Origin of the sequence: Pseudomonas sp. SWRI22 (assembly GCF_014268395.2) — a bacterium.
Lineage (GTDB): Bacteria > Pseudomonadota > Gammaproteobacteria > Pseudomonadales > Pseudomonadaceae > Aquipseudomonas > Aquipseudomonas paracarnis.
The window spans coordinates 943,131-964,485 of the sequence record NZ_JABWQK020000002.1 but is presented as its reverse complement, the minus strand read 5'-3'; the positions used below and the strand labels follow the sequence as shown (position 1 = coordinate 964,485).

The window sequence follows — 21,355 nt, the reverse complement described above, 5'->3', positions numbered from 1 at the left end:
GCTTAACCCTCCTTGACCAGGCCGAGATCGGTCAGCACGTTGCGGGTGGCGTTGTAATAACGCACGTACCCGGTACAACGGCAGACGTGATGACCGAGGCTGTCCTCGATGACTTGTTCCAGCTTGCTGTGCACGGTCGGCTGGCGTTGCAGTTTCTCCACCAACACGGTCGCCGCGTTAACGAAGCCCGGCGCGCAATAGCTGCACTGAAAGGCGAACTCATCCACGAAGCGCTGCTGGATCGGGTTGAGCTCAGTGACCTGGCCCGACTCATCGCGCTTGGCGTGGCCTTCGATAGTGCGCACTTGCTTGCCTTCGAAGTAATGCGCGCCGGTGATGCAGGTGCGCACTTCTTCGCTGGTGCCGTCCGGGTTGTCGACGATCACCACACAGGCGTGGCAAATGCCTTGGCCGCAGCCCAGCCGCGAGCCCGTGAGGTTTTTGTATTCGTGCAGGTAGTCGATCATCGGCAGGTCATCAGGGATGTCCACCGGGCCGACGGGTTGACCATTGAGGGTCAGTTGAAGCGGACGGTTAGCCATTGAGGGCCTCCTTGATGCGTGCAGCCGTGATTGGCAGGTCGCGAACACGTTTACCGATGGCGTGTGCCACCGCATTACCGATGGCCCCGACAATCGGGATCATCACCACTTCAGCGATACCTTTGGACGGGTCGCTTGGCGACAGCGCCGGCAGAATCTCCGAGGTCTGCTTCCATACGGCAACGTGACGCGCCATCGGCAGACGGTAGCGGTTGAAGTTCCAGTCGCCCTCCCCCGGCCCGCCTTCGTACAACGGCATTTCCTCCATCAACGCGTGACCGATACCCATGGCCACTCCACCCTCGAGCTGGCCTTTGACCAACTCTTCAACCAGCACACGCCCGCACTCGACCCATGAATGGTGATTGAGCACTTCGACCTGCGCCGAACCCTTGTTGACCTTCAACTCGACCAACGTGGCGACGGGGCTGTAGTACGTCACCGCAGCGTTATTCAACTGGGTGGCGGGATAGCTGACGTTCTGGCGATCGAGCAGGTGGAAACCGGCAGTGCTCATCAGCGCCTGCTTGGCTTTCGGTGCGCCATCACCGTATTTCACCGCCAGACCGTCGAGCGGCAGGCGCTCGCGCACGCCGTCGATGCTGTACTCAGCCTCGGCCCAGCTCCAGCGGTTGAACCCGTGGACCGTGGCAGCGGTGACCAGGCCTCGCTCATGAGCGCGCCTGGCCAGTTCTTCAAAGCTCAATGGCTGCATGCCGTTGGCGGTGAGCTTGCCGTCCACCCAATGTGCGTCTTCGCGGCGTACCACATAGGGGTTGGCCTGGCCGCCGAACGGGCCCTGGCGCCAGATCTCTAGCGCCGCTGGCCACAGGCCGTGGTTGAACAGCACACGCGCCGCTTCGCGGGTGGCGTGGCTGAAGTAGTACGCCGAGTTGGTCGCCGAAGACGCCGAAGCGAGCTTGCCCACCCAACGCGGGTTACGCAGCAGGTTGTCCTGCTCGGCCTGGCTCATGGTGTAAGGGTTGCCGCCGGTGACCAGTTGCATTTCCTGCCATTGTGTTTCGCCGGTCTTCACTTCGTGGGCCGGGCTGCCGAGGAAGTCGGCAACCACCAGCGACTGCGAAGTGGACATGCCGGTGCCGATTTCGATTCCGATGTGGCGCAGGCTGATGCGACCGTCAGCGCTGAATTCAACACTGGCCATCGGCGCTTCGGAACCGGTGCCGAAGTCTTTCTGGCAGATGGCAAAACCGACGCCATACCAGTTATCCGGGTCTGCGGCTTCGCGTTGTTGCTTGATCGCGTCACGGTTTTTCCACACGTCGTGCACAGCGGCCTTGTCGAGAATTTCGTGCAGCCGCAACGCACCGGCAGGGATCGCGCCCTGGGTGTTCTTCATGCCCGAACGCAATGCGTTCTTGCGCCGCAGCTCGATGGCATCCACACCAAGGCGGCCGGCGATTTCGTCGACCATCATTTCGGTCGCCGCCATGCTTTGCAGGGTGCCGTAGCCCCGCATCGAACCGGCTTCAACGCCACGGGAATGGTACGCGGTGACTTGCAGGTCGTTCTGCGGCATGTAGTAGATCGACTGCGCCGCCGTGGCGCCGACCGCAGCCACCGATGGGCTGTAGTTGATCCGGCCACCGCCGTCGACGCTCATGTCGGCGAGGAAGATTTTGAAGCTGTGGTCGTTCTTGTCGACCGCCAACTGATAGCGGATATCGAATGGGTGACGCTTGATGCCGCTCTGGAATTGCTCGTAACGGTCGTTGGCCAGGCGCACCGGCACACCAGCGCCATACAACGCAGCGAGGGCGGCGTAGTAGACGAAAATGTTGTGGTCTTTGGAACCGTAACCAACGGTGTAACCCGGGTGCATGTTCAGATGAGCCAGGCCGAAGCGCGACGGCGAGATCATCTTGGCGGTCTCGGTCGCAACTTCCAATGGGCACTGGGTAGCCACCACAAAGTGCAGGGTTTTGGTTGCTGGATCGTACCAACCGTTGCCGTTGTCCGGCTCCATGGCGGCCGGTTCGATCGATGGGGTTTTGTAGCGCTCGTCAAACACCAGCCAGTTGTCCGGTGGCGTGTTGATCTGGCTCTTCATGCGCTCGGCGTAGAACAGCCCGCGCTCGGTCAGGTTGCCGTGCAGGTTCGGCTGGGAATTCCACACTGGGCGACGGTTTTTCAGCATCGGGAACAGGATCGAATCCTTGAGGCTGGCGAATTCGTCTTCATCGGCCGAGGTCGGGCCACCCACGCGCACGTAGCGGAAGCTACCGTAGGGGTCACCTTCGTAATACGGCACTTTGGCGCCGTAACGAATCGCCTTGTCATTGAACTTGAGTTTGTTCTTGGCCTGACGGAAACGCTCGAAGTCGTTCCAGATCAGGATCGCCACCGGGTGACCGATGAACATCGGCACTTTGCCCTCGGGTAGCAACGGGGCCGGCGCATGTTCTTCCGGGAAGACGATACCGTCCTTGTCCAGGTCGGCAGCGGTGACAATACGGTCCGGCTGCAGCTCGGCGCCAAGCCACGACAGGTCGTAGCCCGCGTAGATGTGGTCGGCCTTGATGGTTTTGAGCAACATGGCGTGACCTTGCTGCTGGGGCCAGCCAGGCATGTCCTTGGAACGGATGTCGCGGGCAAACACCTTGCTGCCGCAGACTTTCGACAAGGCATCGTTACGCTGGCGCGCCTTGCCGTTATGGCCAAGCCACTTTTCAGACGGCACGGTCACGCTGTTTTCCATCAAGGCAGCCAGCGCCTGGGTGCTGAGCGGCGTGAGCGTGACACTCACACCCGCCACCAGCCCGCCCTGGAGGAACGAGCGCCGGGTTATTTCACGGTTGGACATGGATCATCCTCTGAGCGGTTATAAATCCGCCCTTATGGTTAAGTACACCAAATCTGGAGACTTGCAGAAACCTTTCTCGACGAATCAAAAGGCCATGATGACAGTGCAAAGTTGACCGAAGGGTTAACTTTAAAGGTTTCTGCGCCTGCGGCAAATAACCACATTGAAATTTTTTGACACAAGAACGCAAAACGGCCGACAGAATCGAAATGTTCTGCCGGCCGTTTGCCGATAATGAGCACTGTTGGTAGCGAAGAAGATGAGGCTTTTTTTCAAACCCCAGACACAAAAAACCCCGGCCTTTCGACCAGGGTCTTTGCTATCGGATCAAGGTGAGCCAGTGGCTTTCCTTGTGCTTCAAGGCGTTCAGTGGGCCTTGAGGCAGATATGGCGCAGCGGACGGGACTCGAACCCGCGACCCCCGGCGTGACAGGCCGGTATTCTAACCGACTGAACTACCGCTGCGTATCGCTTGGCTGATTGAGCATGAACCCTCAACCACCTTAAACATCTGATCGATCAGCCTTGGCTGTTCAATCTCAAGCCCGATATATCGAACCTGGAAAATATGGCGCAGCGGACGGGACTCGAACCCGCGACCCCCGGCGTGACAGGCCGGTATTCTAACCGACTGAACTACCGCTGCGCGTCGGTGCAACCTTTAACGTTGCGTCTTGCCCTAGGGCAAAACTCTCAAGAAGTGGTGGGTGATGACGGGATCGAACCGCCGACCCTCTGCTTGTAAGGCAGATGCTCTCCCAGCTGAGCTAATCACCCTTTGCTTCGTTGAGGCCGCGAAATTTACGCAGGTAGCGGACCTAAGTCAATAGCCTGCTTGAAGTTTTTCTGAAAAAGACAAAATGACTTCAAGACAGCTACCCGCCCTACTCGCTGTAAATCATCTTCTTGCTCATGCCGCCGTCCACCACGAACTCTTGCCCGGTGACGAACCCGGCCTGGCGTGACAGCAACCAGGCCACCATCGCCGCCACGTCCTCCACCGTCCCCACCCTGCCCGCCGGATGCTGGGCATGATCGGCGTCGGTGAGCGGCTCTGCACGCCGCGCAGCCGGATCACGTGCGTCGATCCAGCCAGGGCTGACCGCATTGACCCGCACTTCCGGCCCAAGGCTCATGGCCAGGGCGTGGGTCAGGGCCAACAGCCCACCTTTGCTGGCCGCATAGGCTTCGGTGTCAGGCTCGGATTGACGCGCCCGGGTCGAGGCCAGGTTGACGATGGCACCGCCATGGGCACGCAGGTAAGGCGCGCAGTGCTTGGCCAACAGCATCGGCCCACTGAGGTTGACCGCCAGCACCCGATTCCAGTACGCCAGGTCCAGGCTTTCCAGGGTGATATTGCGTGGGTCGGCCACCGCCGCGTTGCACACCAACGCATCCAGGCGCCCGAACTGCCCCAGCACCTCGGCGACACCCTGGGCCACTTGCTTCTCGTCGGCCACGTCCATGGTGATAAACCAGGCATTGTCGCCCAGCACCTTGGATACCTTGGCACCGCGCTCGCGGTCCAGGTCGGTCAGCACCACCTGCCAGCCTTCGCTGATCAGCCACGCGGCAATCCCGAGGCCAATGCCCCGCGCCGCACCCGTCACCAGCGCCACGCGCCCGTTACTGGCCGCTGCGGCCTCCATGGACCACTCGATCACAAGGCCGCCAGCCCGCGGGCCAGGTCTGCCTGCAAGTCAGCGACATCTTCCAGGCCCACCGCAATGCGGATCAGGCTGTCACGGATGCCGGCCGCTTCACGCTCCTGCGGCGCCAGGCGCCCGTGGGAGGTAGTGCTCGGGTGGGTGATGGTGGTCTTGCTGTCACCCAGGTTGGCGGTAATGGAGATCAAGCGCGTCGCGTCGATGAAGCGCCAGGCGCCGTCTTTGCCGCCCTTCACTTCAAAACTCACCACTGCACCGAAACCGCGCTGCTGGCGCTGGGCCAAGGCGTGTTGCGGGTGACTCTTGAGGCCGGCGTAATGCACCTTCTCGATACCGTCCTGCTGCTCCAGCCACTCGGCCAGGGCCTGTGCGTTGGCGCAATGGGCTTTCATGCGCAGGCTGAGGGTTTCCAGGCCTTTGAGGAAGATCCAGGCGTTGAACGGGCTGAGGGTCGGGCCGGCGGTGCGCAGGAAGCCCACCACTTCCTTCATCTGCTCGCTGCGACCGGCCACCACGCCGCCCATGCAACGGCCCTGGCCGTCGATGAACTTGGTTGCCGAGTGAACCACAATGTCCGCACCCAGCTTCAGCGGTTGCTGCAAGGCCGGGGTGCAGAAGCAGTTGTCCACCACCAGCATGGCGCCCTTGGCATGCGCGACTTCGGACAGCGCGGCGATGTCCACCAGCTCAGCGAGCGGGTTGGACGGCGATTCGACGAACAACAGCTTGGTATTGGCCTTGATGGCCGCCTCCCAACCGGACAGGTCCGCCAGGGGCACGTAATCGACTTCAATACCAAAACGCTTGAAGTACTTCTCGAACAGGCTGATGGTCGAGCCGAACACGCTGCGCGATACCAGCACATGGTCGCCGGCGCTGCACAGGCTCATCACCACGGCCAGGATGGCCGCCATGCCGGTGGCAGTCGCCACGGCCTGCTCGGCACCTTCCAGGGCCGCAATGCGCTCTTCGAACGCACGCACGGTCGGGTTGGTGTAGCGCGAATACACGTTGCCCGGCACTTCGCCAGCAAACCGCGCAGCGGCGTCGGCGGCAGTACGAAACACGTAGCTGGAGGTGAAGAATATCGGGTCGCCGTGCTCACCTTCCGGGGTACGGTGCTGGCCGGCGCGCACAGCCAGGGTATCGAAAGCTACGCCATCGAGGTCGCTGTCCAACCGACCGGCATCCCATTCCTGACTCATGCTGCGACTCCTTATTCAATTCTTTGTTTAAGATACAAAACCGGCCCCTCAGGGCCGGTGTTTACTCAGTTGTTATACAGGTCGATGATCGCGCTGACCGCCTGTGTCTTGATCTTCGACGAGTCGTTGCGCGCCTGCTCGATCTTGTTCAGGTAGGCCTCGTCGACATCGCCGGTCACGTACTTGCCGTCGAACACGGCGCAGTCGAACTGCTCGATCTTGATCTTGCCACCGCCAACCGCTTCGATCAGGTCCGGCAGGTCCTGGTAGATCAGCCAGTCGGCGCCGATCAGGTCGGCCACGTCCTGGGTCGAACGATTATGCGCGATCAGCTCATGGGCGCTCGGCATGTCGATACCGTACACGTTCGGGTAACGCACCGCAGGCGCAGCGGAACAGAAGTACACGTTCTTCGCCCCGGCTTCGCGGGCCATCTGGATGATCTGCTTGCAGGTGGTGCCCCGCACGATGGAGTCATCTACCAGCATTACGTTCTTGCCGCGGAACTCAAGCTCGATGGCGTTGAGCTTCTGGCGTACCGATTTCTTGCGTGCAGCCTGGCCGGGCATGATGAAGGTACGGCCGATGTAGCGGTTCTTCACGAAGCCTTCGCGGAACTTGACGCCCAGGTGGTTGGCCAGTTCCAGCGCAGCGGTACGGCTGGTATCCGGGATCGGGATGACCACATCGATATCGTGCTCGGGACGCTCGCGCAGGATCTTCTCGGCCAGCTTCTCGCCCATGCGCAGGCGCGCCTTGTAGACCGAGACGCCGTCGATGATCGAATCCGGACGCGCCAGGTAGACGTGTTCGAAGATGCACGGGGTGAGTTTCGGCGCTACGGCGCACTGACGGGTGTGCAGCTTGCCGTCTTCAGTGATGTAGACAGCCTCGCCCGGCGCCAGGTCGCGGATCAGGGTGAAGCCCAGCACGTCCAGGGACACGCTTTCGGAAGCGATCATGTACTCGACGCCTTCGTCGGTGTGACGCTGGCCGAACACGATCGGGCGAATGCCGTGGGGGTCGCGGAAACCAACGATGCCGTAACCGGTGATCATCGCCACCACCGCATAACCACCGACGCAACGGTTGTGCACGTCGATCACGGCGGCGAACACGTCTTCTTCGGTCGGCTGCAGCTTGCCGCGCTGGGCCAGCTCGTGGGCGAACACGTTGAGCAGCACTTCCGAATCGGAGCTGGTGTTGACGTGGCGCAGGTCAGATTCGTAGATCTCCTTGGCCAGTTGTTCAACGTTGGTCAGGTTACCGTTGTGCGCCAAGGTGATGCCGTAAGGCGAGTTGACGTAGAACGGTTGAGCTTCGGCCGAGGTCGAGCTACCGGCAGTCGGGTAGCGCACATGGCCAATGCCCATGTGCCCGACGAGGCGCTGCATGTGACGCTGATGGAACACGTCACGCACCAGGCCATTGTCCTTGCGCAGGAATAACCGGCCGTCGTGGCTGGTCACAATACCGGCAGCGTCCTGGCCGCGGTGCTGGAGGACGGTTAGCGCGTCATACAGCGCCTGATTGACGTTCGACTTACCGACGATACCGACGATGCCACACATGCGACGCAACCCCTACTTAATGAATCTTGACTGAACACAGCTTACTGAGGCGTTTTGGCCGGTAAGAGGTGCTCCTTGAACGGAAGATCAGCGGGTACGCTGATTCCGCTGGCCAGCCACTGACTGCTCCACCCCAGGATGAGGTTCTTGGACCAGTCTGCAACCAATAGAAATTTTGGCACGAGTACCGACTCCTGCCACCACGAATCCTGCTGTACCGGCCCCAGGCTCAACAGCCCGACCGCCACGACCACCAGCAACGCGCCACGCGCAGCCCCGAAGGCCATGCCGAGAAATCGATCGGTCCCGGAGAGGCCGGTGACACGTATCAACTCGCCAATAAGATAATTGACCATTGCCCCCACCAACAGCGTGGCGATGAACATGATGGCGCAGCCCGCGATGACGCGAGCCGAAGGTGTCTCTATGTACCCGGCCAGGTAGACCGACAGTGAACCACCGAACATCCAGGCTACGACTCCTGCGATGATCCAGGTCAGCAACGACAGTGCTTCTTTTACGAAGCCGCGGCTCAGACTGATCAAAGCGGAGATGGCGACGATTGCAACGATCGCCCAATCAACCCAGGTAAATGGCACAGTGCAGCCTACGTACGGATAAGGCGGCGCATTTTAGCAGAGCGCCGGGCTATCGGTAAGCGGTGATTGCGGGTGCTTTGCAAATCAATAGATTGTGACGGGCCAATCGCATTTCAACCCCAGCACAAACCAATGTGGGAGCTGGCTTGCCTGCGATGAGGGCGGCACGCTCGACATCGTTGTCGATTGAACCACCGCCATCGCAGGCAAGCCAGCTCCCACATTTAGAGCATATTGCCCGTTCAGCCGCGCTCGGGCTGGAAACGCACCACAAACCCGTTGAGGTTCTGCTGACGACCCAGCAAATCGCGCAGGCGATCTGCCTCCGCACGCTCGATCAGCGGCCCGACAAACACACGATTCTTGCCGTCAGCGCTGCGGATATAAGCGTTATACCCCTGGGCACGCAGCTTTTTCTGCAAGGCGTCGGCACTTTCGCGATTGGCCAGGCTGGCCAGCTGGATCGACCAACTGATCGGCAGGCCATTAGGGTCGATGCGACTCTGCCCCACATCCGGCTTGCCAGGCGCTGCAGGCTGCGGCGCTACCGGCTTGGGCGCTGGCGCCGGTGCAGCCGGTTTGGCGGCGACAGCCGGGGCTGGCGTTGGCTTGACCACCGGCACACTTGGCTGCACCGGCATCGAAGGGGCCTGTGAAGGCGCCTGCTGTGTGACGACCTCCTCCTCGACGGGCACAGGCTCTTCCGGCAACACCTGAGGCTCAGGCACGACCACCGGTTCGACCTGAACCTGCGGCACCACCGGCGCCTGGGGCGCAGCGGGAGCTTCAACCACCACCTGGCGCTGTTCGTCCTGACGGGAAAACAGCATCGGCAAAAAGATTACCGCCAACGCCACCAGCACCAGGGCCCCGACCATTCGCTGCTTGTATGCGCTATCCAGTAATGCCATGTGCAGCTTCCTCCGTGGAGCGCCGGGCCAGCCATTCAAGCGCCTCGGCAACACAATAAAATGATCCGAACAACAGGATTTCGTCCTCGGCCGTCGCTACCGCACACTGCGCCTCCAGGGCTGCAGTGACGCTTGCATGCGACGTCACCGGCGCGCCAAGGTTCTGCAAGGCAGTTTCCAACTCAACCGCAGGACGGCTGCGTGGCGTGTCCAGCGGCGCAACGGCCCAAGACTGGACGCTGCCCAGCAGTGGCGCAACCACGCCGTCCAGGTCCTTGTCGACCAACAACCCGAACACCGCCAGGCGACGCCCCACCGGCGGCGTACGCGCCAGACGCTGAGCCAGGTACTGCGCAGCATGGGGGTTATGGCCTACATCCAACATCAGGCTCAGGCGCTTGCCTTGCCAGTCGAAGGTTCGGCGATCGAGGCGCCCCACCACTTTCGTTGCCAGCAAGGTCGCCGCGATCTGCGCGGCGTCCCACGGCAGGTCCAGCAGCAAATAGGCTTGCAGCGCGAGCGCGGCGTTTTCCATCGGCAGGTTCAGCAACGGCAAATCAAGCAGCTCTACCCGTTGGCCACGTGCATCCTGCCCACGCCATTGCCAATGGGTGTGGCCGATGTCCAGAGTGAACTCGCGACCCCGCAGGTAGAACGGGCAATCCAGTTCGCGCGCCCTGTCGAGCAAGGGTTGCGGTGGGTCCAGGTCACCACACAGCGCCGGACGGCCCTGACGGAAGATCCCGGCCTTTTCAAAAGACACCGATTCGCGGGTATTGCCCAGGTAATCGGCATGATCGACACCAATGCTGGTTACCAGGGCCAGGTCGGCATCCACCACGTTGACCGTATCCAGACGCCCGCCGAGGCCGACTTCCAGCACGACCACATCCAGTTGCGCATGCTCGAACAGCCAGAACGCCGCCAGGGTGCCCATCTCGAAATAGGTCAGGGAAATGTCGCCACGCCCGGCTTCCAGGGCTGCGAAGGCTTCGCACAGCTGGGCATCAGTGGCTTCGACGCCATTGAGCTGCACCCGCTCGTTGTAGCGCAGCAGGTGCGGCGAACTGTACACGCCGACTTTGAGGCCCTGGGCCTGCAACAGCGCGGCGACAAAGGCACAGGTGGAGCCTTTGCCGTTGGTGCCGGTCACCGTGATCACACGCGGTGCCGGCTGGCCCAACCCGAGGCGGGCCGCTACCTGTTGCGAGCGCCCCAGGCCCATGTCGATGGCGGACGGATGCAACTGCTCAAGGTAGGCGAGCCATTCGCCCAGGGTACGTTGGGTCATAGGTTTGCTGGCACCGGCGGCACGACGATCGGCTCGACCTTAGGCGCGATGTACACAGGCGTCGGCAAGCCCATCATTTGCGCGAGCAGGCTGCCCAGGCGCGGGCGCAGTTCGCCACGCGGAATGATCAGGTCGATCGCACCGTGCTCCAGCAGGAACTCGCTGCGCTGGAAGCCTTCCGGCAGTTTTTCCCGCACGGTCTGCTCGATTACGCGCGGGCCGGCAAAACCGATCAGGGCTTTAGGCTCGCCAACGATCACATCGCCCAACATCGCAAGGCTGGCGGAGACGCCGCCGTAGACCGGGTCGGTCAGTACGGAGATGAACGGAATGCCTTCTTCACGCAGACGCGCCAGTACCGCCGAGGTCTTGGCCATTTGCATCAGGGAAATCAGGGCTTCCTGCATACGCGCACCACCGGAGGCGGCGAAGCAGATCATTGGGCAACGATTTTCCAGGGCATAGTTGGCGGCGCGAACAAAGCGCTCACCGACGATGGCACCCATGGAACCGCCCATGAAGGAGAATTCGAAGGCCGAGACTACTACCGGCATGCCCAGCAGCTTGCCGCTGACCGAAATCAGCGCGTCTTTTTCGCCAGTCTGCTTCTGTGCGCCGACCAGGCGGTCCTTGTACTTCTTGCTGTCGCGGAACTTGAGACGGTCAACCGGCTCCAGGTCGGCACCCAGCTCATTACGGCCATCGGCATCCAGGAAGATGTCGATACGGGCGCGTGCGCCAATACGCATGTGGTGGTTGCACTTGGGGCAAACGTCCAGGGTCTTTTCCAGCTCCGGGCGATACAGCACCGCGTCGCAGGATGGGCATTTGTGCCACAGACCTTCAGGAACCGAGCTTTTCTTCACCTCGGAACGCATGATCGAAGGGATCAGTTTGTCTACTAACCAGTTGCTCATGCTTTCTTTTCTCCAGTACCGGTGGCTCGAACACAGCCCCGCGTATGCCCTTGAGCTAAATTCATATGTGGCGATGACACAGGCGGGACGGGGTCAGACGTTGGACCTGCCATTTCCCGCCCGTATCCTCAGCCTTCCAGACAACCTGCCAGCGCAGGGTTGCCACTTCGTTTCCGGGCCACCCACAGGCGGCGCCGGGCTGTTTTACACAGTGGTAGTTATGGACGGCGGCAGACTGCCAGCCGTCACATCCCACCCCTGCTGTTGCGCACGGCCTGCATGAACGCGCGAATCTTGCTCGGGTCCTTGATCCCCTTGCCCTGCTCCACCCCACCGCTGACGTCCACGGCATACGGCCGGACCTGTTCGATGGCCGCCTGGACATTCGCTGGAGTGAGCCCACCCGCGAGAATGACCGGCTTGCTCAACCCCTCGGGAATCAGCGTCCAGTCGAACGCCTCGCCCGTGCCACCAGGTACGCCTTCGACGTAGGTGTCCAACAGAATCCCGCGAGCGCCGGTATAAGCGGCGCAGGCTGCGGCGATATCGTCCCCGGCCTTGACCCGCAACGCCTTGATGTAGGGGCGCTGATAGCTTTCGCATTCCTCTGGCGATTCGTCGCCATGGAACTGCAACATATCCAGCGGCACCGCATCCAGGGTTTCGTTGAGCTCGCAGCGGCTGGCGTTGACGAACAACCCCACGGTGGTCACGAAGGGCGGCAATGCAGCGATGATCGCCCGCGCCTGCAGCACATTCACCGCCCGTGGGCTCTTGGCATAAAACACCAGGCCAATGGCATCCGCCCCCGCTTCGACTGCCGCCAGCGCGTCTTCTATGCGGGTAATCCCGCAAATCTTGCTGCGAACGGCTGACATGTCGTAGGAACCTCAGGGTTGGACCGAGAAAGTCCCGGATGGTAACAAAAGCTTTTCCGGGCGTCAGCCGCCAAGTTCGCTGAAACCGGTGAGGAAGTGCGGCCCGATAAAGCGTTCCGGCAATTCGAACTCGTCGCGGTACTCCACATCCACCAGGTAAAGGCCGAACGGATGCGCCGTGACCCCGCCCGTGCGGCGAATGCGGCTTTCCAGCACTTCCTTGGCCCACTCCACCGGGCGCTCACCGGTGCCGATGGTCATCAGCACGCCAGCGATGTTGCGCACCATGTGATGCAGGAAGGCACCTGCACGGATATCCAGCACAATCATCTTGCCGTGGCGCGTCACCCGCAGGTGGTGGACTTCCTTGATCGGCGACTTGGCCTGGCACTGCCCGGCACGGAAGGCGCTGAAGTCATGCACCCCGACCAGATGCTGCGCGGCTTCGGCCATGCGTTCGGCATCCAGCGGGCGGTGGTTCCAGGTGATTTCTTCATTGAGGTGCGCCGGGCGGATCTGATCGTTGTAGATCACGTAGCGGTAACGGCGGGCGATGGCCTTGAAACGGGCGTGAAAATGCGCCGGCATGACCTTGGCCCAACTGACACTGACATCATGGGGCAAATTGATATTAGCCCCCATCACCCACGCCTTCATCGACCGCTCGGCCTGGGTGTCGAAGTGCACCACTTGGCCACACGCGTGTACGCCAGCATCGGTACGCCCGGCACACATCAGCGACACCGGCGAGTTGGCGACTTTGGACAGGGCGTTTTCCAGGGTTTCCTGCACCGTCAGCACCCCGGAGGCCTGACGCTGCCAGCCGCGATAGCGCGAGCCTTTGTATTCCACGCCCAGGGCGATGCGGTAAAAGCCTGCGGCCGCCATTTCGGCAGCCGCGTTATCTATATTTGCCAAGAACTGAGAGCCTGATGAGTTGCGCAAAGGCGGGCATTATAGGGCGTCAGGATGCATGAGAGGGGGCTTTTAATCTGGGGTTTTTGTGGCGAGGGAGCTTGCTCCCGTTCGACAGCGCAGCTGGAGCCGGCTTTTCAGGGGCGCTACGCCCCCCAGCGGGAGCAAGCTCCCTCGCCACAACAAGCCCGCTCCCACATTTTTCTGCCTCGGCCGTTAGATTCGGCCGAGCATTTCCTTGGCTTCGCCACGCTGGCCTTCGTTGCCTTCGGTCAGCACCTCGGACAGGATGTCTCGCGCGCCGTCAGCATCGCCCATGTCGATATAGGCCTGGGCCAGGTCGAGCTTGGTAGCCACTTCATCGGTGCCCGAGAGGAAGTCGAAATCCGGCTCATCCTCAGCACCCAGCGCGGCATCTTCAGCCGTGAAGGAAGGCTCGATCGGCGGATGTTCCAGGCTCTGGGACAGTCGATCCAGTTCAGCGTTGACGTCGTCCAGCTCCGACGCGAAGGCATCGGGCTTGGCCGCAGGGTTGCTCGGCTCGTCCGCCAGCGACAGGTCAAAGTCTTCCGGCAGGTCGAATTCGTCCAGCGCAGCCGGCGTCAGGGTCGGCGGCTCCACTGGCGGTACATCCTTGATCTGCTCTTCAAGGCCCGACAGGAAGTCGTCATCGGTTTGCGACGCGGGCGGGTCCAGCTGCAGGTCCAGGTCAAAGTCCGACAGGTCCTGTGCGTCGGCCTTAGACTCGGTCTGTTGTTTGAGCAATGTTTCAAAGGTTTGCTGGTCTTGCGCGATCTCGGCCGGCGAGGCGGCTTCCAGGTCATCCAGGCTCAAGTCGAAATCGGTGTCGAAGGTGTCTGCCTGCGCAGCCGAGGCCGGCTTGTCGTCGAGCAGGTCCTTGACGTATTGCGCATCCAGGGCTGCGGCGGCCACTGCGGCACTGACACCCGCAGCCAACACGGCCATGGCCGGGAAGCGCGCCTTGAGCTGCTCGACCTGGGCATGGTTCTCACCGTTGGCCACCAACTGGCGCTCCTGGGTGACGAACCCGTCCTTGTTGTTCTGCAGGCCATAGACTTCCATCAGCTTCAAACGCAGGTCGCTGCGCTTGGGCTCGTGCTTGATGGCTTGTTCAAGCACATCCGCCGCCTGGTTCAGGTGGCCACGGTCAATATGGGATTGGGCCTGGGCCAGGGCGTCGCTGGAATTTTCCTGAGCCACGGCAACCGCCAACGGCGCCAGCACGGAGGCGACCGTCGGCGCCACAACCGTCTCGACCACCGGTGCTGGCGCGGGTGCGGCTGCTGGCGCCACTGCGGTGGCGAGCTTGACGCTCGGCGGCGGCACTTCAAGGCCCTCGAAGCTGTCAGGCGGCAGGTCTTGATCGATATTGGAAACGAACTCAGGCTCTTCGGCCAACGCCCGAGCCATGCGCAGATGCTTCTCTTCTTCACGGCGAGCATTGCGATGGCGAGCCCATAGCAACAGAAGCAGCAGCACCACCAGCAGGGCCGCACCGCCAAGGATGCCGAGCACAATCGGGTTGGTCAGCAGATCATTGAACTTGCCTTCGGTACTGGCCGGCGCGGCAGCCGGCTTGACAGGTTCAGGCGCTGGCGCTGGCGTTGCAACAGGGGCCGCAGGCTCGGCTGCAGGCTCACCGGGCAACTGTGCGGGGATCGCGGCGGGCTCACCCGTTTGCGCCTGCAAACGAGCCAATTGGTCATTCTTCAGCTGTATCAGCTTCTGCAGCTTGTCCAGCTGGCTTTGCAGGTCGGCGGCACGGCTTTTCAGTTCTTCGTTGTCGCGCCGCGTGGTGTCGAGCTCTTCCTGGGTCATCGCCAGCTTGTCGCTCAGGGCGCGGCTGTCCCCAGCTGCGCCTTTGCCACCTTTCTTGGCGGCTTGCGCCGATACCAGGCTCAAATTGTCCTTGGCCTGGGTGCTCGACGGCGCATTGCCGGCCTGGGTGCGCCGGGTTGCATCCAACTGCGGCTTACCAGCCACTTGCCCCTGAGGACTGCGCTGGCGCTGGCGCCAGGCTGCGTTCTGCGCACTCACTTCGGCAATCGCTTGCGGCTGGGCCAGGGCTGTACTTTGGGTGATATCCGGCAGGCGTAGCACCTGGCCGGTTTTCAGGCGGTTGATGTTGCCGTCGACAAAGGCATCCGGGTTAAGCGCCTGGATAGCCAACATCGTTTGCTGGACCGAGGCGCCATGACGGTTCTTCGCGGCAATTTCCCACAAGGTATCGTGGGGCGTGGTGGTGTGCCGGGCAAGCGTGCCAGTGGCAGGCGCAGAGCTGGCCGGCGCGCTGGCAGTCGGTGCCGGCTGGTCAAACTTGGCCGGGTCGAGCAGCACACTGTAGTCACGCATCAAGCGGCCATTGGGCCATTGCACCTGCATCAGGAAACGCACGTAGGAATCGGGCAACGGCTTGCTGGAGGTCACACGTACCACGCTGCGACCTTCGGGGTTGATCACCGGCGTGAACGTCAGGTCATCGAGAAACGCCTGGCGGTCGACACCCGCATCCACGAAGGCCTGGGCCGAAGCCAGGCTGGGGGTGATCTCGGACGCCGTGAGGCCGCCCACATCGCGCAATTCGATTTCCACCGACAGCGGCTGGTTCAACTTCGACTTGAGGGTCATCTCCCCAAGTTGCAGCGCCTGCGCCATACCGGAGGACAGCGCCGAGGCGGCCGCTATTGCTAACACCAGTTTGCGAACTTGAACCATAGCCTCATCCTTTGTTTGAACACTTCCCGCTCTGCGAGAAGGTTGGTAACCGCTGCCATAAGGCATGGCGAGCCGATAGGTCACCGACGCGCTTGTGTTTCACTTGGGACCAAGCATAGCGCCTGGCTAGAATCAATCTACAAATTGCCGCCAAGTATCTTTTACACAAGGTCTTTTATCAACAACTGCGCCAGTTCCACGGCGTTCAGGGCCGAGCCTTTGCGTACGTTATCTGACGTCAACCAAAGATTTAGTTCCGCCGGGTCGTCGATACCTGCGCGAACTCGCCCGACGTACACCACGTCCTGGCCGACGGCATCGCCTACGGCTGTGGGGTAATCGCCCTCCTCGACCAGCTCGATTCCCGGCGCAGCGTCGAGGGCGCGGTTCACCGCGGCCAGGTCGACCGGCGCGGCCAGTTGCAGCGACACAGTCAGGCTATCGCCGAAAAACACCGGGGCTTGAACGCAGGTGGCGGAAATCTTTAGTAAAGGTGTTTCCAGCACCGCACGCAGTTCGTGTACGAGGCGCTTCTCCAGGGCGGTATGACCTTGGACGTCTGGCGTGCCGACTTGCGCGAGCAGGTTGAACGCCACTTGCCGATCGAAGAACGCTGGCTCCAAGGGACGCACGTTCAGCAGTTCGGCAGTCTGGCGCGCCAACTCGCTGACGGCCTCGCGGCCCTGGGCAGAGATGGCCAGGTTGGCGGTGACGCTCACGCGCTGGATGTCCACTACATTGCGCAACGGTGCCAGCACCACCGCGAGGTAGGTGGCACAAGGGCTCGGGCTGCCGAGCTGGAAAGGCTTTTTCAACGCGCCCAGCACATGGGCGTTGGCCTGCGGCACCACTTGCGGCGCCTGCTCGGCGGGCAATGCGCCAGACAAGTCGATCACCGCGCAGCCAGCGGCGATGGCACGCGGGGCGAAGCTCAGGGTCACCGCGGGGCCTGCAGCGAAGAACGCCAACTGCACCTTGCTGAAATCAAACGTGTCGACCTCTTTGACCCGCACGTTCTTGCCCCGAAACGGCACCGAAGCCCCCGCCGAGTTGCTACCCGCCAGCAGGTACAAGGTGCCCACCGGGAACTCCAGCTCTTCGAGAATCTGCACCAGGGTTTCGCCAACGGTACCGGTAGCGCCGATCACGGCGATTTCAAAGGTCTGGGTCATGGGATTGCCTCGGGCATTACGGGGGAGCGGCACTTTACCGGGTGGTAGAGGGTGAGGCAATTACAGCCCCCCTGATCGTTCCCGCGCTCTGCGTGGGAACGCCTCCTGTGACGCTCCGCGTCACGCCTCTAAAGCAGACGCAGAGCGTCCAGAGCTGCATTCCCACGCAGAGCGTGGGAACGATCACAAGGGCAACAAAAAACCCGCGCCTGTCACCAGAGCGCGGGTTTCTGTTATTACCTCAAGCGATCAACGCTCCAGCAAAATCCGCAACATGCGACGCAACGGCTCAGCCGCGCCCCACAGCAGTTGGTCGCCAACGGTGAACGCGCCGAGGAACTGGCTGCCCATGTTCAGCTTGCGCAGGCGGCCCACCGGTACATTCAGGGTGCCGGTGACCTTGGTCGGGCTCAGCTCCTGCATGCTGATATCGCGGTTGTTCGGCACCAGCTTGACCCAAGGGTTGTGCTGGCTGATCAGCCCTTCGATATCGGCAATCGGCACATCTTTGTTCAACTTGATAGTCAGCGCCTGGCTGTGGCAACGCATGGCGCCAATGCGCACGCAGATGCCATCCACCGGGATCGGGTTCTTGAAACGCCCCAGGATCTTGTTGGTTTCGGCCTGGGCCTTCCACTCTTCGCGACTCTGACCGTTAGGCAGTTCCTTGTCGATCCACGGGATCAGGCTACCGGCCAATGGCACGCCGAAGTTCTCGGTCGGGTAAGCATCGCTGCGCATGGCCTCGGCCACACGGCGGTCGATATCGAGGATCGCACTGGCCGGGTCAGCCAGTTGATCGGCGACAGCGGCGTGGGTCGCGCCCATCTGCTTGATCAGTTCACGCATGTTCTGCGCGCCAGCACCGGAGGCCGCCTGATAGGTCATCGCGCTCATCCATTCCACCAGGCCCGCTTCGAACAGGCCGCCCAGGCCCATCAGCATCAGGCTGACGGTGCAGTTGCCGCCCACGTAGTTCTTGGTACCGGCGTCCAGTTGCTGGTCGATGACCTTGCGGTTGACCGGGTCGAGGATGATCACCGCGTCGTCCTGCATGCGCAGGCTCGAAGCGGCGTCGATCCAGTAACCCTGCCAGCCGGCTTCGCGCAGCTTGGGGAAGACTTCGCTGGTGTAGTCGCCACCCTGGCAGGTCAGGATCACGTCGAGGCTCTTCAACTCTTCAATGCTGTAGGCATCCTTGAGCGGGGCAATATCCTTGCCCACGGACGGCCCTTGGCCACCTACGTTCGAAGTGGTGAAAAACACCGGCTCAATAAGATCGAAATCCTGCTCTTCCAGCATCCGCTGCATGAGCACGGAACCGACCATACCGCGCCAACCGATCAGACCTACACGTTTCATCGCAACTACACCTTGTTAAAAAGTGGGCCGCCTTGCAGCAACAACTGCAAGCGGGCCCGAGAGATTACAGATTCCGCAGCGCGGCGACTACTGCGTCGCCCATTTCTTGCGTCCCGACCTTGGTGCAACCCTGGGACCAGATATCGCCGGTGCGCAAGCCCTGATCCAGCACCAGGCTGACGGCCTTCTCGATTGCGTCCGCCGCATCGCCCAGGTTGAAGCTGTAGCGCAGCATCATCGACACCGACAAAATCGTCGCCAGCGGGTTGGCAATGCCCTGTCCCGCGATGTCTGGCGCCGAACCGTGGCACGGCTCGTACATACCTTTGTTGTTGGTGTCCAGGGACGCCGACGGCAGCATGCCGATGGAACCGGTGAGCATCGACGCCTGGTCGGACAGGATGTCGCCGAACAGGTTGTCGGTGACAATCACGTCGAACTGCTTGGGTGCGCGCACCAGTTGCATGGCGGCGTTGTCGACGTACATGTGGCTCAGTTCGACGTCCGGATAATCCTTGGCGACTTCTTCGACGATTTCACGCCACAGTTGGCTGGAAGCCAGCACATTGGCCTTGTCCACCGAGCAGACTTTTTTGCCGCGCACGCGCGCCATGTCGAAACCGACACGGGCGATACGGCGGATTTCGCTCTCGCTGTATGGCAGCGTGTCATAGGCCTGACGCTCACCATTTTCCAACTCGCGCACGCCCCGTGGCGAGCCGAAGTAGATACCGCCGGTCAGCTCACGCACGATGAGGATATCCAGGCCCGCTACCACTTCCGGCTTGAGGCTCGACGCGTCAGCCAGTTGCGGGTAGAGGATGGCCGGGCGCAGGTTACCGAACAGGCCAAGTTGCGCACGAATCTTCAGCAAGCCGCGCTCAGGGCGGATGTCACGCTCGATCTTGTCCCATTTCGGCCCACCCACGGCGCCGAGCAGTACCGCATCGGCAGCCCGGGCGCGGTCGAGGGTCTCGTCAGCCAGCGGCACGCCGTGCTTGTCGATGGCAGCGCCGCCGATCACGTCGTGGCTCAGCTCGAAGCCCAGGCTGTACTTGCTGTTGGCAAGCTCAAGGACCTTGACCGCTTCGGCCATGATTTCCGGCCCAATACCGTCGCCAGGGAGAATCAGAATCTGCTTGCTCATGCGTTCCTCATTTCATCAAGCGACCCGCCCGTGGGCAGGTCGGGAAAAATCAATCAGCGTTCGGCGAAGACCACCAGCACATCGGTGCTGAAGGTGCCGTCGGCTTGAACTTCGTAATAATCACGTACTTCCTGGCCCATCGCCTTTTGCAGCTCAAGGATTGCTGCACGCAGTACCTCTGGCGTGCGCATGCGTTCAACCCACGAGGTGTACTCCAGGCGCAAGCGCTGGCGACTGCTGTTGCGCACGTGCAGGCCAGCCTCACTCAACTGGCGCATCCACTCGGCGCCGGAATAGTCACGTACATGGCTGGTGTCGCGCAGCACTTCGACGGTTTGCAGGTAAGTGTCCAACAGCGGGCTGCCCGGTGACAAGACATCCACAAACGCCGCCACGCCACCCGGCTTGAGCACACGGCGCACTTCACGCAGGGCCAGGCCGAGGTCGCTCCAGTGATGGGCCGAATAACGGCTGAACACGAAGTCGAATTCGCCATCGGCGAACGGCAGGCGCTCGGCGGCGCCGTGCACGGTGCGGATGTTGTCCAGGTTGCGGTCTTTGGCGGCGGCGGCCACCACGTCGAGCATAGGCTGGGACAAGTCGTAGGCCACCACTTCTTTGACCAGAGGCGCTACATGGAAGCTGACATGACCGGCACCGCAGCCCAGGTCCAGCAGGCGTGCAGCGCCCTGCCCGGCCAGTTCGGCCTGTAGCAGTGCGAATTCGGTGCCCTGGGCGTGTACGGCGCTGCTCAGGTAGGCCGAGGCTTGCTCGCCGAATTGTTTTTGCACGACTTGGGTGTGGGCGGTGGTGGTCATGGTGGCTTTCCTTGAGAGTTGTGTTGCTTGTACTGCCGCCTTCGCGAGCAAGCCCGCTCCCACATTTGATTGCATTTCAACTGAAGAAACTCGTTCGAATGTGGGAGCGGGCTTGCTCGCGAAGGGGCCAGTGCGGCCTACATAACGTCAGGCATCGCGAAACAGCCAGGGCTGGCTCGCCCGGTGCCTGGTTTCAAACGCAGCAATCGCATCGCCGTCCTGCAAGGTCAGGCCAATGTCGTCCAGGCCGTTGATCAGGCAGTGCTTACGGAAGGCATCCACTTCAAAGTGGTACACCTTGCCATCCGGGCGGGTCACGGTTTGCGCGGCCAGGTCCACCGTCAACTGGTAGCCGACATTGGCCTCCACTTGCTGGAACAACTCGTCCACTTCAGCGTCGCTCAAGATGATCGGCAACAGGCCGTTCTTGAAGCTGTTGTTGAAGAAGATATCGGCGTAGCTCGGCGCGATGATGCTGCGAAAGCCGTACTCTTCCAGGGCCCAAGGCGCGTGCTCGCGGCTGGAGCCGCAGCCGAAGTTTTCCCGGGCCAGCAACACGCTGGCGCCTTGGTAACGCTCGGCGTTGAGCACAAAGTCCTTGTTCAGAGGGCGCTTGGAGTTGTCCTGGTAGGCGTAGCCCACGTCCAGGTAGCGCCACTCATCGAACAGGTTGGGGCCGAAACCGGTGCGCTTGATCGACTTCAGGAATTGCTTTGGGATGATCTGGTCGGTGTCCACATTGGCACGGTCCAACGGCGCTACAAGGCCTGTGTGTTGGGTAAAAGCTCTCATCGGGTTTT

Annotated in this window: 17 protein-coding genes and 3 tRNA genes; all 20 read right to left on the bottom strand. The window is 61.7% G+C overall.

Features of this window, described 5'->3' with window-relative positions; genetic code table 11:
• Positions 1-2: 2 nt before the first annotated feature.
• The 20 genes from HU730_RS21770 to leuD all read right to left on the bottom strand — a co-directional run bounded on the left by HU730_RS21770 (position 3) and on the right by leuD (position 21,347).
• Positions 3-542, bottom strand: a complete 540-nt coding sequence (locus tag HU730_RS21770) for a (2Fe-2S)-binding protein (protein WP_034128255.1) — start codon at positions 540-542, stop codon at positions 3-5.
• Complete coding sequence (locus HU730_RS21765) at positions 535-3,366, bottom strand: xanthine dehydrogenase family protein molybdopterin-binding subunit (RefSeq protein WP_186527145.1); 2,832 nt, start codon at positions 3,364-3,366, stop codon at positions 535-537. The genes HU730_RS21770 and HU730_RS21765 overlap by 8 nt, the downstream gene beginning before the upstream one ends.
• A gap of 388 nt (positions 3,367-3,754) precedes the next feature.
• Positions 3,755-3,831, bottom strand: a tRNA-Asp gene (locus HU730_RS21760).
• 104 nt (positions 3,832-3,935) lie between these two features.
• Positions 3,936-4,012, bottom strand: a tRNA-Asp gene (locus HU730_RS21755).
• A 55-nt stretch (positions 4,013-4,067) separates the two neighbouring features.
• Positions 4,068-4,143: transfer RNA gene (locus tag HU730_RS21750), tRNA-Val, on the bottom strand.
• A gap of 107 nt (positions 4,144-4,250) precedes the next feature.
• The gene (locus HU730_RS21745; protein ID WP_003192533.1) at positions 4,251-5,015 is read right to left on the bottom strand and encodes an SDR family oxidoreductase; all 765 of its coding nucleotides are present in this window, start codon (positions 5,013-5,015) and stop codon (positions 4,251-4,253) included.
• An 11-nt stretch (positions 5,016-5,026) separates the two neighbouring features.
• A complete protein-coding gene (locus HU730_RS21740; protein WP_186527882.1) occupies positions 5,027-6,238 on the bottom strand; it encodes an O-succinylhomoserine sulfhydrylase in 1,212 nt (403 codons plus the stop codon).
• A gap of 65 nt (positions 6,239-6,303) precedes the next feature.
• Positions 6,304-7,809 carry an amidophosphoribosyltransferase gene (gene purF / locus HU730_RS21735; RefSeq protein WP_003192537.1) on the bottom strand — a complete coding sequence of 502 codons (1,506 nt, stop codon included), beginning with the start codon at positions 7,807-7,809 and terminating at the stop codon, positions 6,304-6,306.
• A 41-nt stretch (positions 7,810-7,850) separates the two neighbouring features.
• The gene (locus tag HU730_RS21730) at positions 7,851-8,408 is read right to left on the bottom strand and encodes a CvpA family protein (RefSeq protein WP_003192538.1); all 558 of its coding nucleotides are present in this window, start codon (positions 8,406-8,408) and stop codon (positions 7,851-7,853) included.
• A gap of 242 nt (positions 8,409-8,650) precedes the next feature.
• Positions 8,651-9,319 carry an SPOR domain-containing protein gene (locus HU730_RS21725; protein WP_014719152.1) on the bottom strand — a complete coding sequence of 223 codons (669 nt, stop codon included), beginning with the start codon at positions 9,317-9,319 and terminating at the stop codon, positions 8,651-8,653.
• Positions 9,303-10,610, bottom strand: coding sequence for a bifunctional tetrahydrofolate synthase/dihydrofolate synthase (folC, locus tag HU730_RS21720; RefSeq protein WP_186527883.1), 1,308 nt, complete (start codon positions 10,608-10,610; stop codon positions 9,303-9,305). Before folC ends, HU730_RS21725 begins: the two co-directional genes overlap by 17 nt.
• A complete protein-coding gene (gene accD, locus HU730_RS21715; RefSeq protein WP_003192545.1) occupies positions 10,607-11,527 on the bottom strand; it encodes an acetyl-CoA carboxylase, carboxyltransferase subunit beta in 921 nt (306 codons plus the stop codon). Before accD ends, folC begins: the two co-directional genes overlap by 4 nt.
• Positions 11,528-11,772: 245 nt before the next feature.
• Positions 11,773-12,405, bottom strand: a complete 633-nt coding sequence (locus HU730_RS21710; protein ID WP_034126238.1) for a phosphoribosylanthranilate isomerase — start codon at positions 12,403-12,405, stop codon at positions 11,773-11,775.
• 63 nt (positions 12,406-12,468) lie between these two features.
• A complete protein-coding gene (gene truA / locus HU730_RS21705; protein WP_003192549.1) occupies positions 12,469-13,293 on the bottom strand; it encodes a tRNA pseudouridine(38-40) synthase TruA in 825 nt (274 codons plus the stop codon).
• Between the two features lie 243 nt (positions 13,294-13,536).
• A complete protein-coding gene (locus HU730_RS21700; protein WP_096144799.1) occupies positions 13,537-16,056 on the bottom strand; it encodes a FimV/HubP family polar landmark protein in 2,520 nt (839 codons plus the stop codon).
• A gap of 161 nt (positions 16,057-16,217) precedes the next feature.
• The gene (locus tag HU730_RS21695; RefSeq protein ID WP_186527884.1) at positions 16,218-17,228 is read right to left on the bottom strand and encodes an aspartate-semialdehyde dehydrogenase; all 1,011 of its coding nucleotides are present in this window, start codon (positions 17,226-17,228) and stop codon (positions 16,218-16,220) included.
• Between the two features lie 249 nt (positions 17,229-17,477).
• Entirely contained in the window at positions 17,478-18,590 is a 1,113-nt protein-coding gene (asd, locus tag HU730_RS21690; protein ID WP_003192554.1) for an aspartate-semialdehyde dehydrogenase, read from the bottom strand.
• Between the two features lie 64 nt (positions 18,591-18,654).
• Positions 18,655-19,737, bottom strand: a complete 1,083-nt coding sequence (gene leuB, locus HU730_RS21685) for a 3-isopropylmalate dehydrogenase (protein ID WP_003192555.1) — start codon at positions 19,735-19,737, stop codon at positions 18,655-18,657.
• A gap of 53 nt (positions 19,738-19,790) precedes the next feature.
• Entirely contained in the window at positions 19,791-20,555 is a 765-nt protein-coding gene (locus HU730_RS21680) for a class I SAM-dependent methyltransferase (protein ID WP_034126235.1), read from the bottom strand.
• A 147-nt stretch (positions 20,556-20,702) separates the two neighbouring features.
• The gene (gene leuD, locus HU730_RS21675; protein ID WP_014719160.1) at positions 20,703-21,347 is read right to left on the bottom strand and encodes a 3-isopropylmalate dehydratase small subunit; all 645 of its coding nucleotides are present in this window, start codon (positions 21,345-21,347) and stop codon (positions 20,703-20,705) included.
• Between the last annotated feature and the right edge of the window lie 8 nt (positions 21,348-21,355).

Bases quoted from the DNA above. Each gene is read 5' to 3' on its own strand.
- HU730_RS21770 (WP_034128255.1), bottom strand. From the start codon at position 542: ATGGCTAACCGTCCGCTTCAACTGACCCTCAATGGTCAACCCGTCGGC.
- HU730_RS21765 (WP_186527145.1), bottom strand. From the start codon at position 3,366: ATGTCCAACCGTGAAATAACCCGGCGCTCGTTCCTCCAGGGCGGGCTG.
- HU730_RS21745 (WP_003192533.1), bottom strand. From the start codon at position 5,015: ATGGAGGCCGCAGCGGCCAGTAACGGGCGCGTGGCGCTGGTGACGGGT.
- HU730_RS21740 (WP_186527882.1), bottom strand. From the start codon at position 6,238: ATGAGTCAGGAATGGGATGCCGGTCGGTTGGACAGCGACCTCGATGGC.
- purF (WP_003192537.1), bottom strand. From the start codon at position 7,809: ATGTGTGGCATCGTCGGTATCGTCGGTAAGTCGAACGTCAATCAGGCG.
- HU730_RS21725 (WP_014719152.1), bottom strand. From the start codon at position 9,319: ATGGCATTACTGGATAGCGCATACAAGCAGCGAATGGTCGGGGCCCTG.
- folC (WP_186527883.1), bottom strand. From the start codon at position 10,610: ATGACCCAACGTACCCTGGGCGAATGGCTCGCCTACCTTGAGCAGTTG.
- accD (WP_003192545.1), bottom strand. From the start codon at position 11,527: ATGAGCAACTGGTTAGTAGACAAACTGATCCCTTCGATCATGCGTTCC.
- HU730_RS21710 (WP_034126238.1), bottom strand. From the start codon at position 12,405: ATGTCAGCCGTTCGCAGCAAGATTTGCGGGATTACCCGCATAGAAGAC.
- truA (WP_003192549.1), bottom strand. From the start codon at position 13,293: ATGGCGGCCGCAGGCTTTTACCGCATCGCCCTGGGCGTGGAATACAAA.
- HU730_RS21700 (WP_096144799.1), bottom strand. From the start codon at position 16,056: ATGGTTCAAGTTCGCAAACTGGTGTTAGCAATAGCGGCCGCCTCGGCG.
- HU730_RS21695 (WP_186527884.1), bottom strand. From the start codon at position 17,228: ATGACCCAGACCTTTGAAATCGCCGTGATCGGCGCTACCGGTACCGTT.
- asd (WP_003192554.1), bottom strand. From the start codon at position 18,590: ATGAAACGTGTAGGTCTGATCGGTTGGCGCGGTATGGTCGGTTCCGTG.
- leuB (WP_003192555.1), bottom strand. From the start codon at position 19,737: ATGAGCAAGCAGATTCTGATTCTCCCTGGCGACGGTATTGGGCCGGAA.
- HU730_RS21680 (WP_034126235.1), bottom strand. From the start codon at position 20,555: ATGACCACCACCGCCCACACCCAAGTCGTGCAAAAACAATTCGGCGAG.
- leuD (WP_014719160.1), bottom strand. From the start codon at position 21,347: ATGAGAGCTTTTACCCAACACACAGGCCTTGTAGCGCCGTTGGACCGT.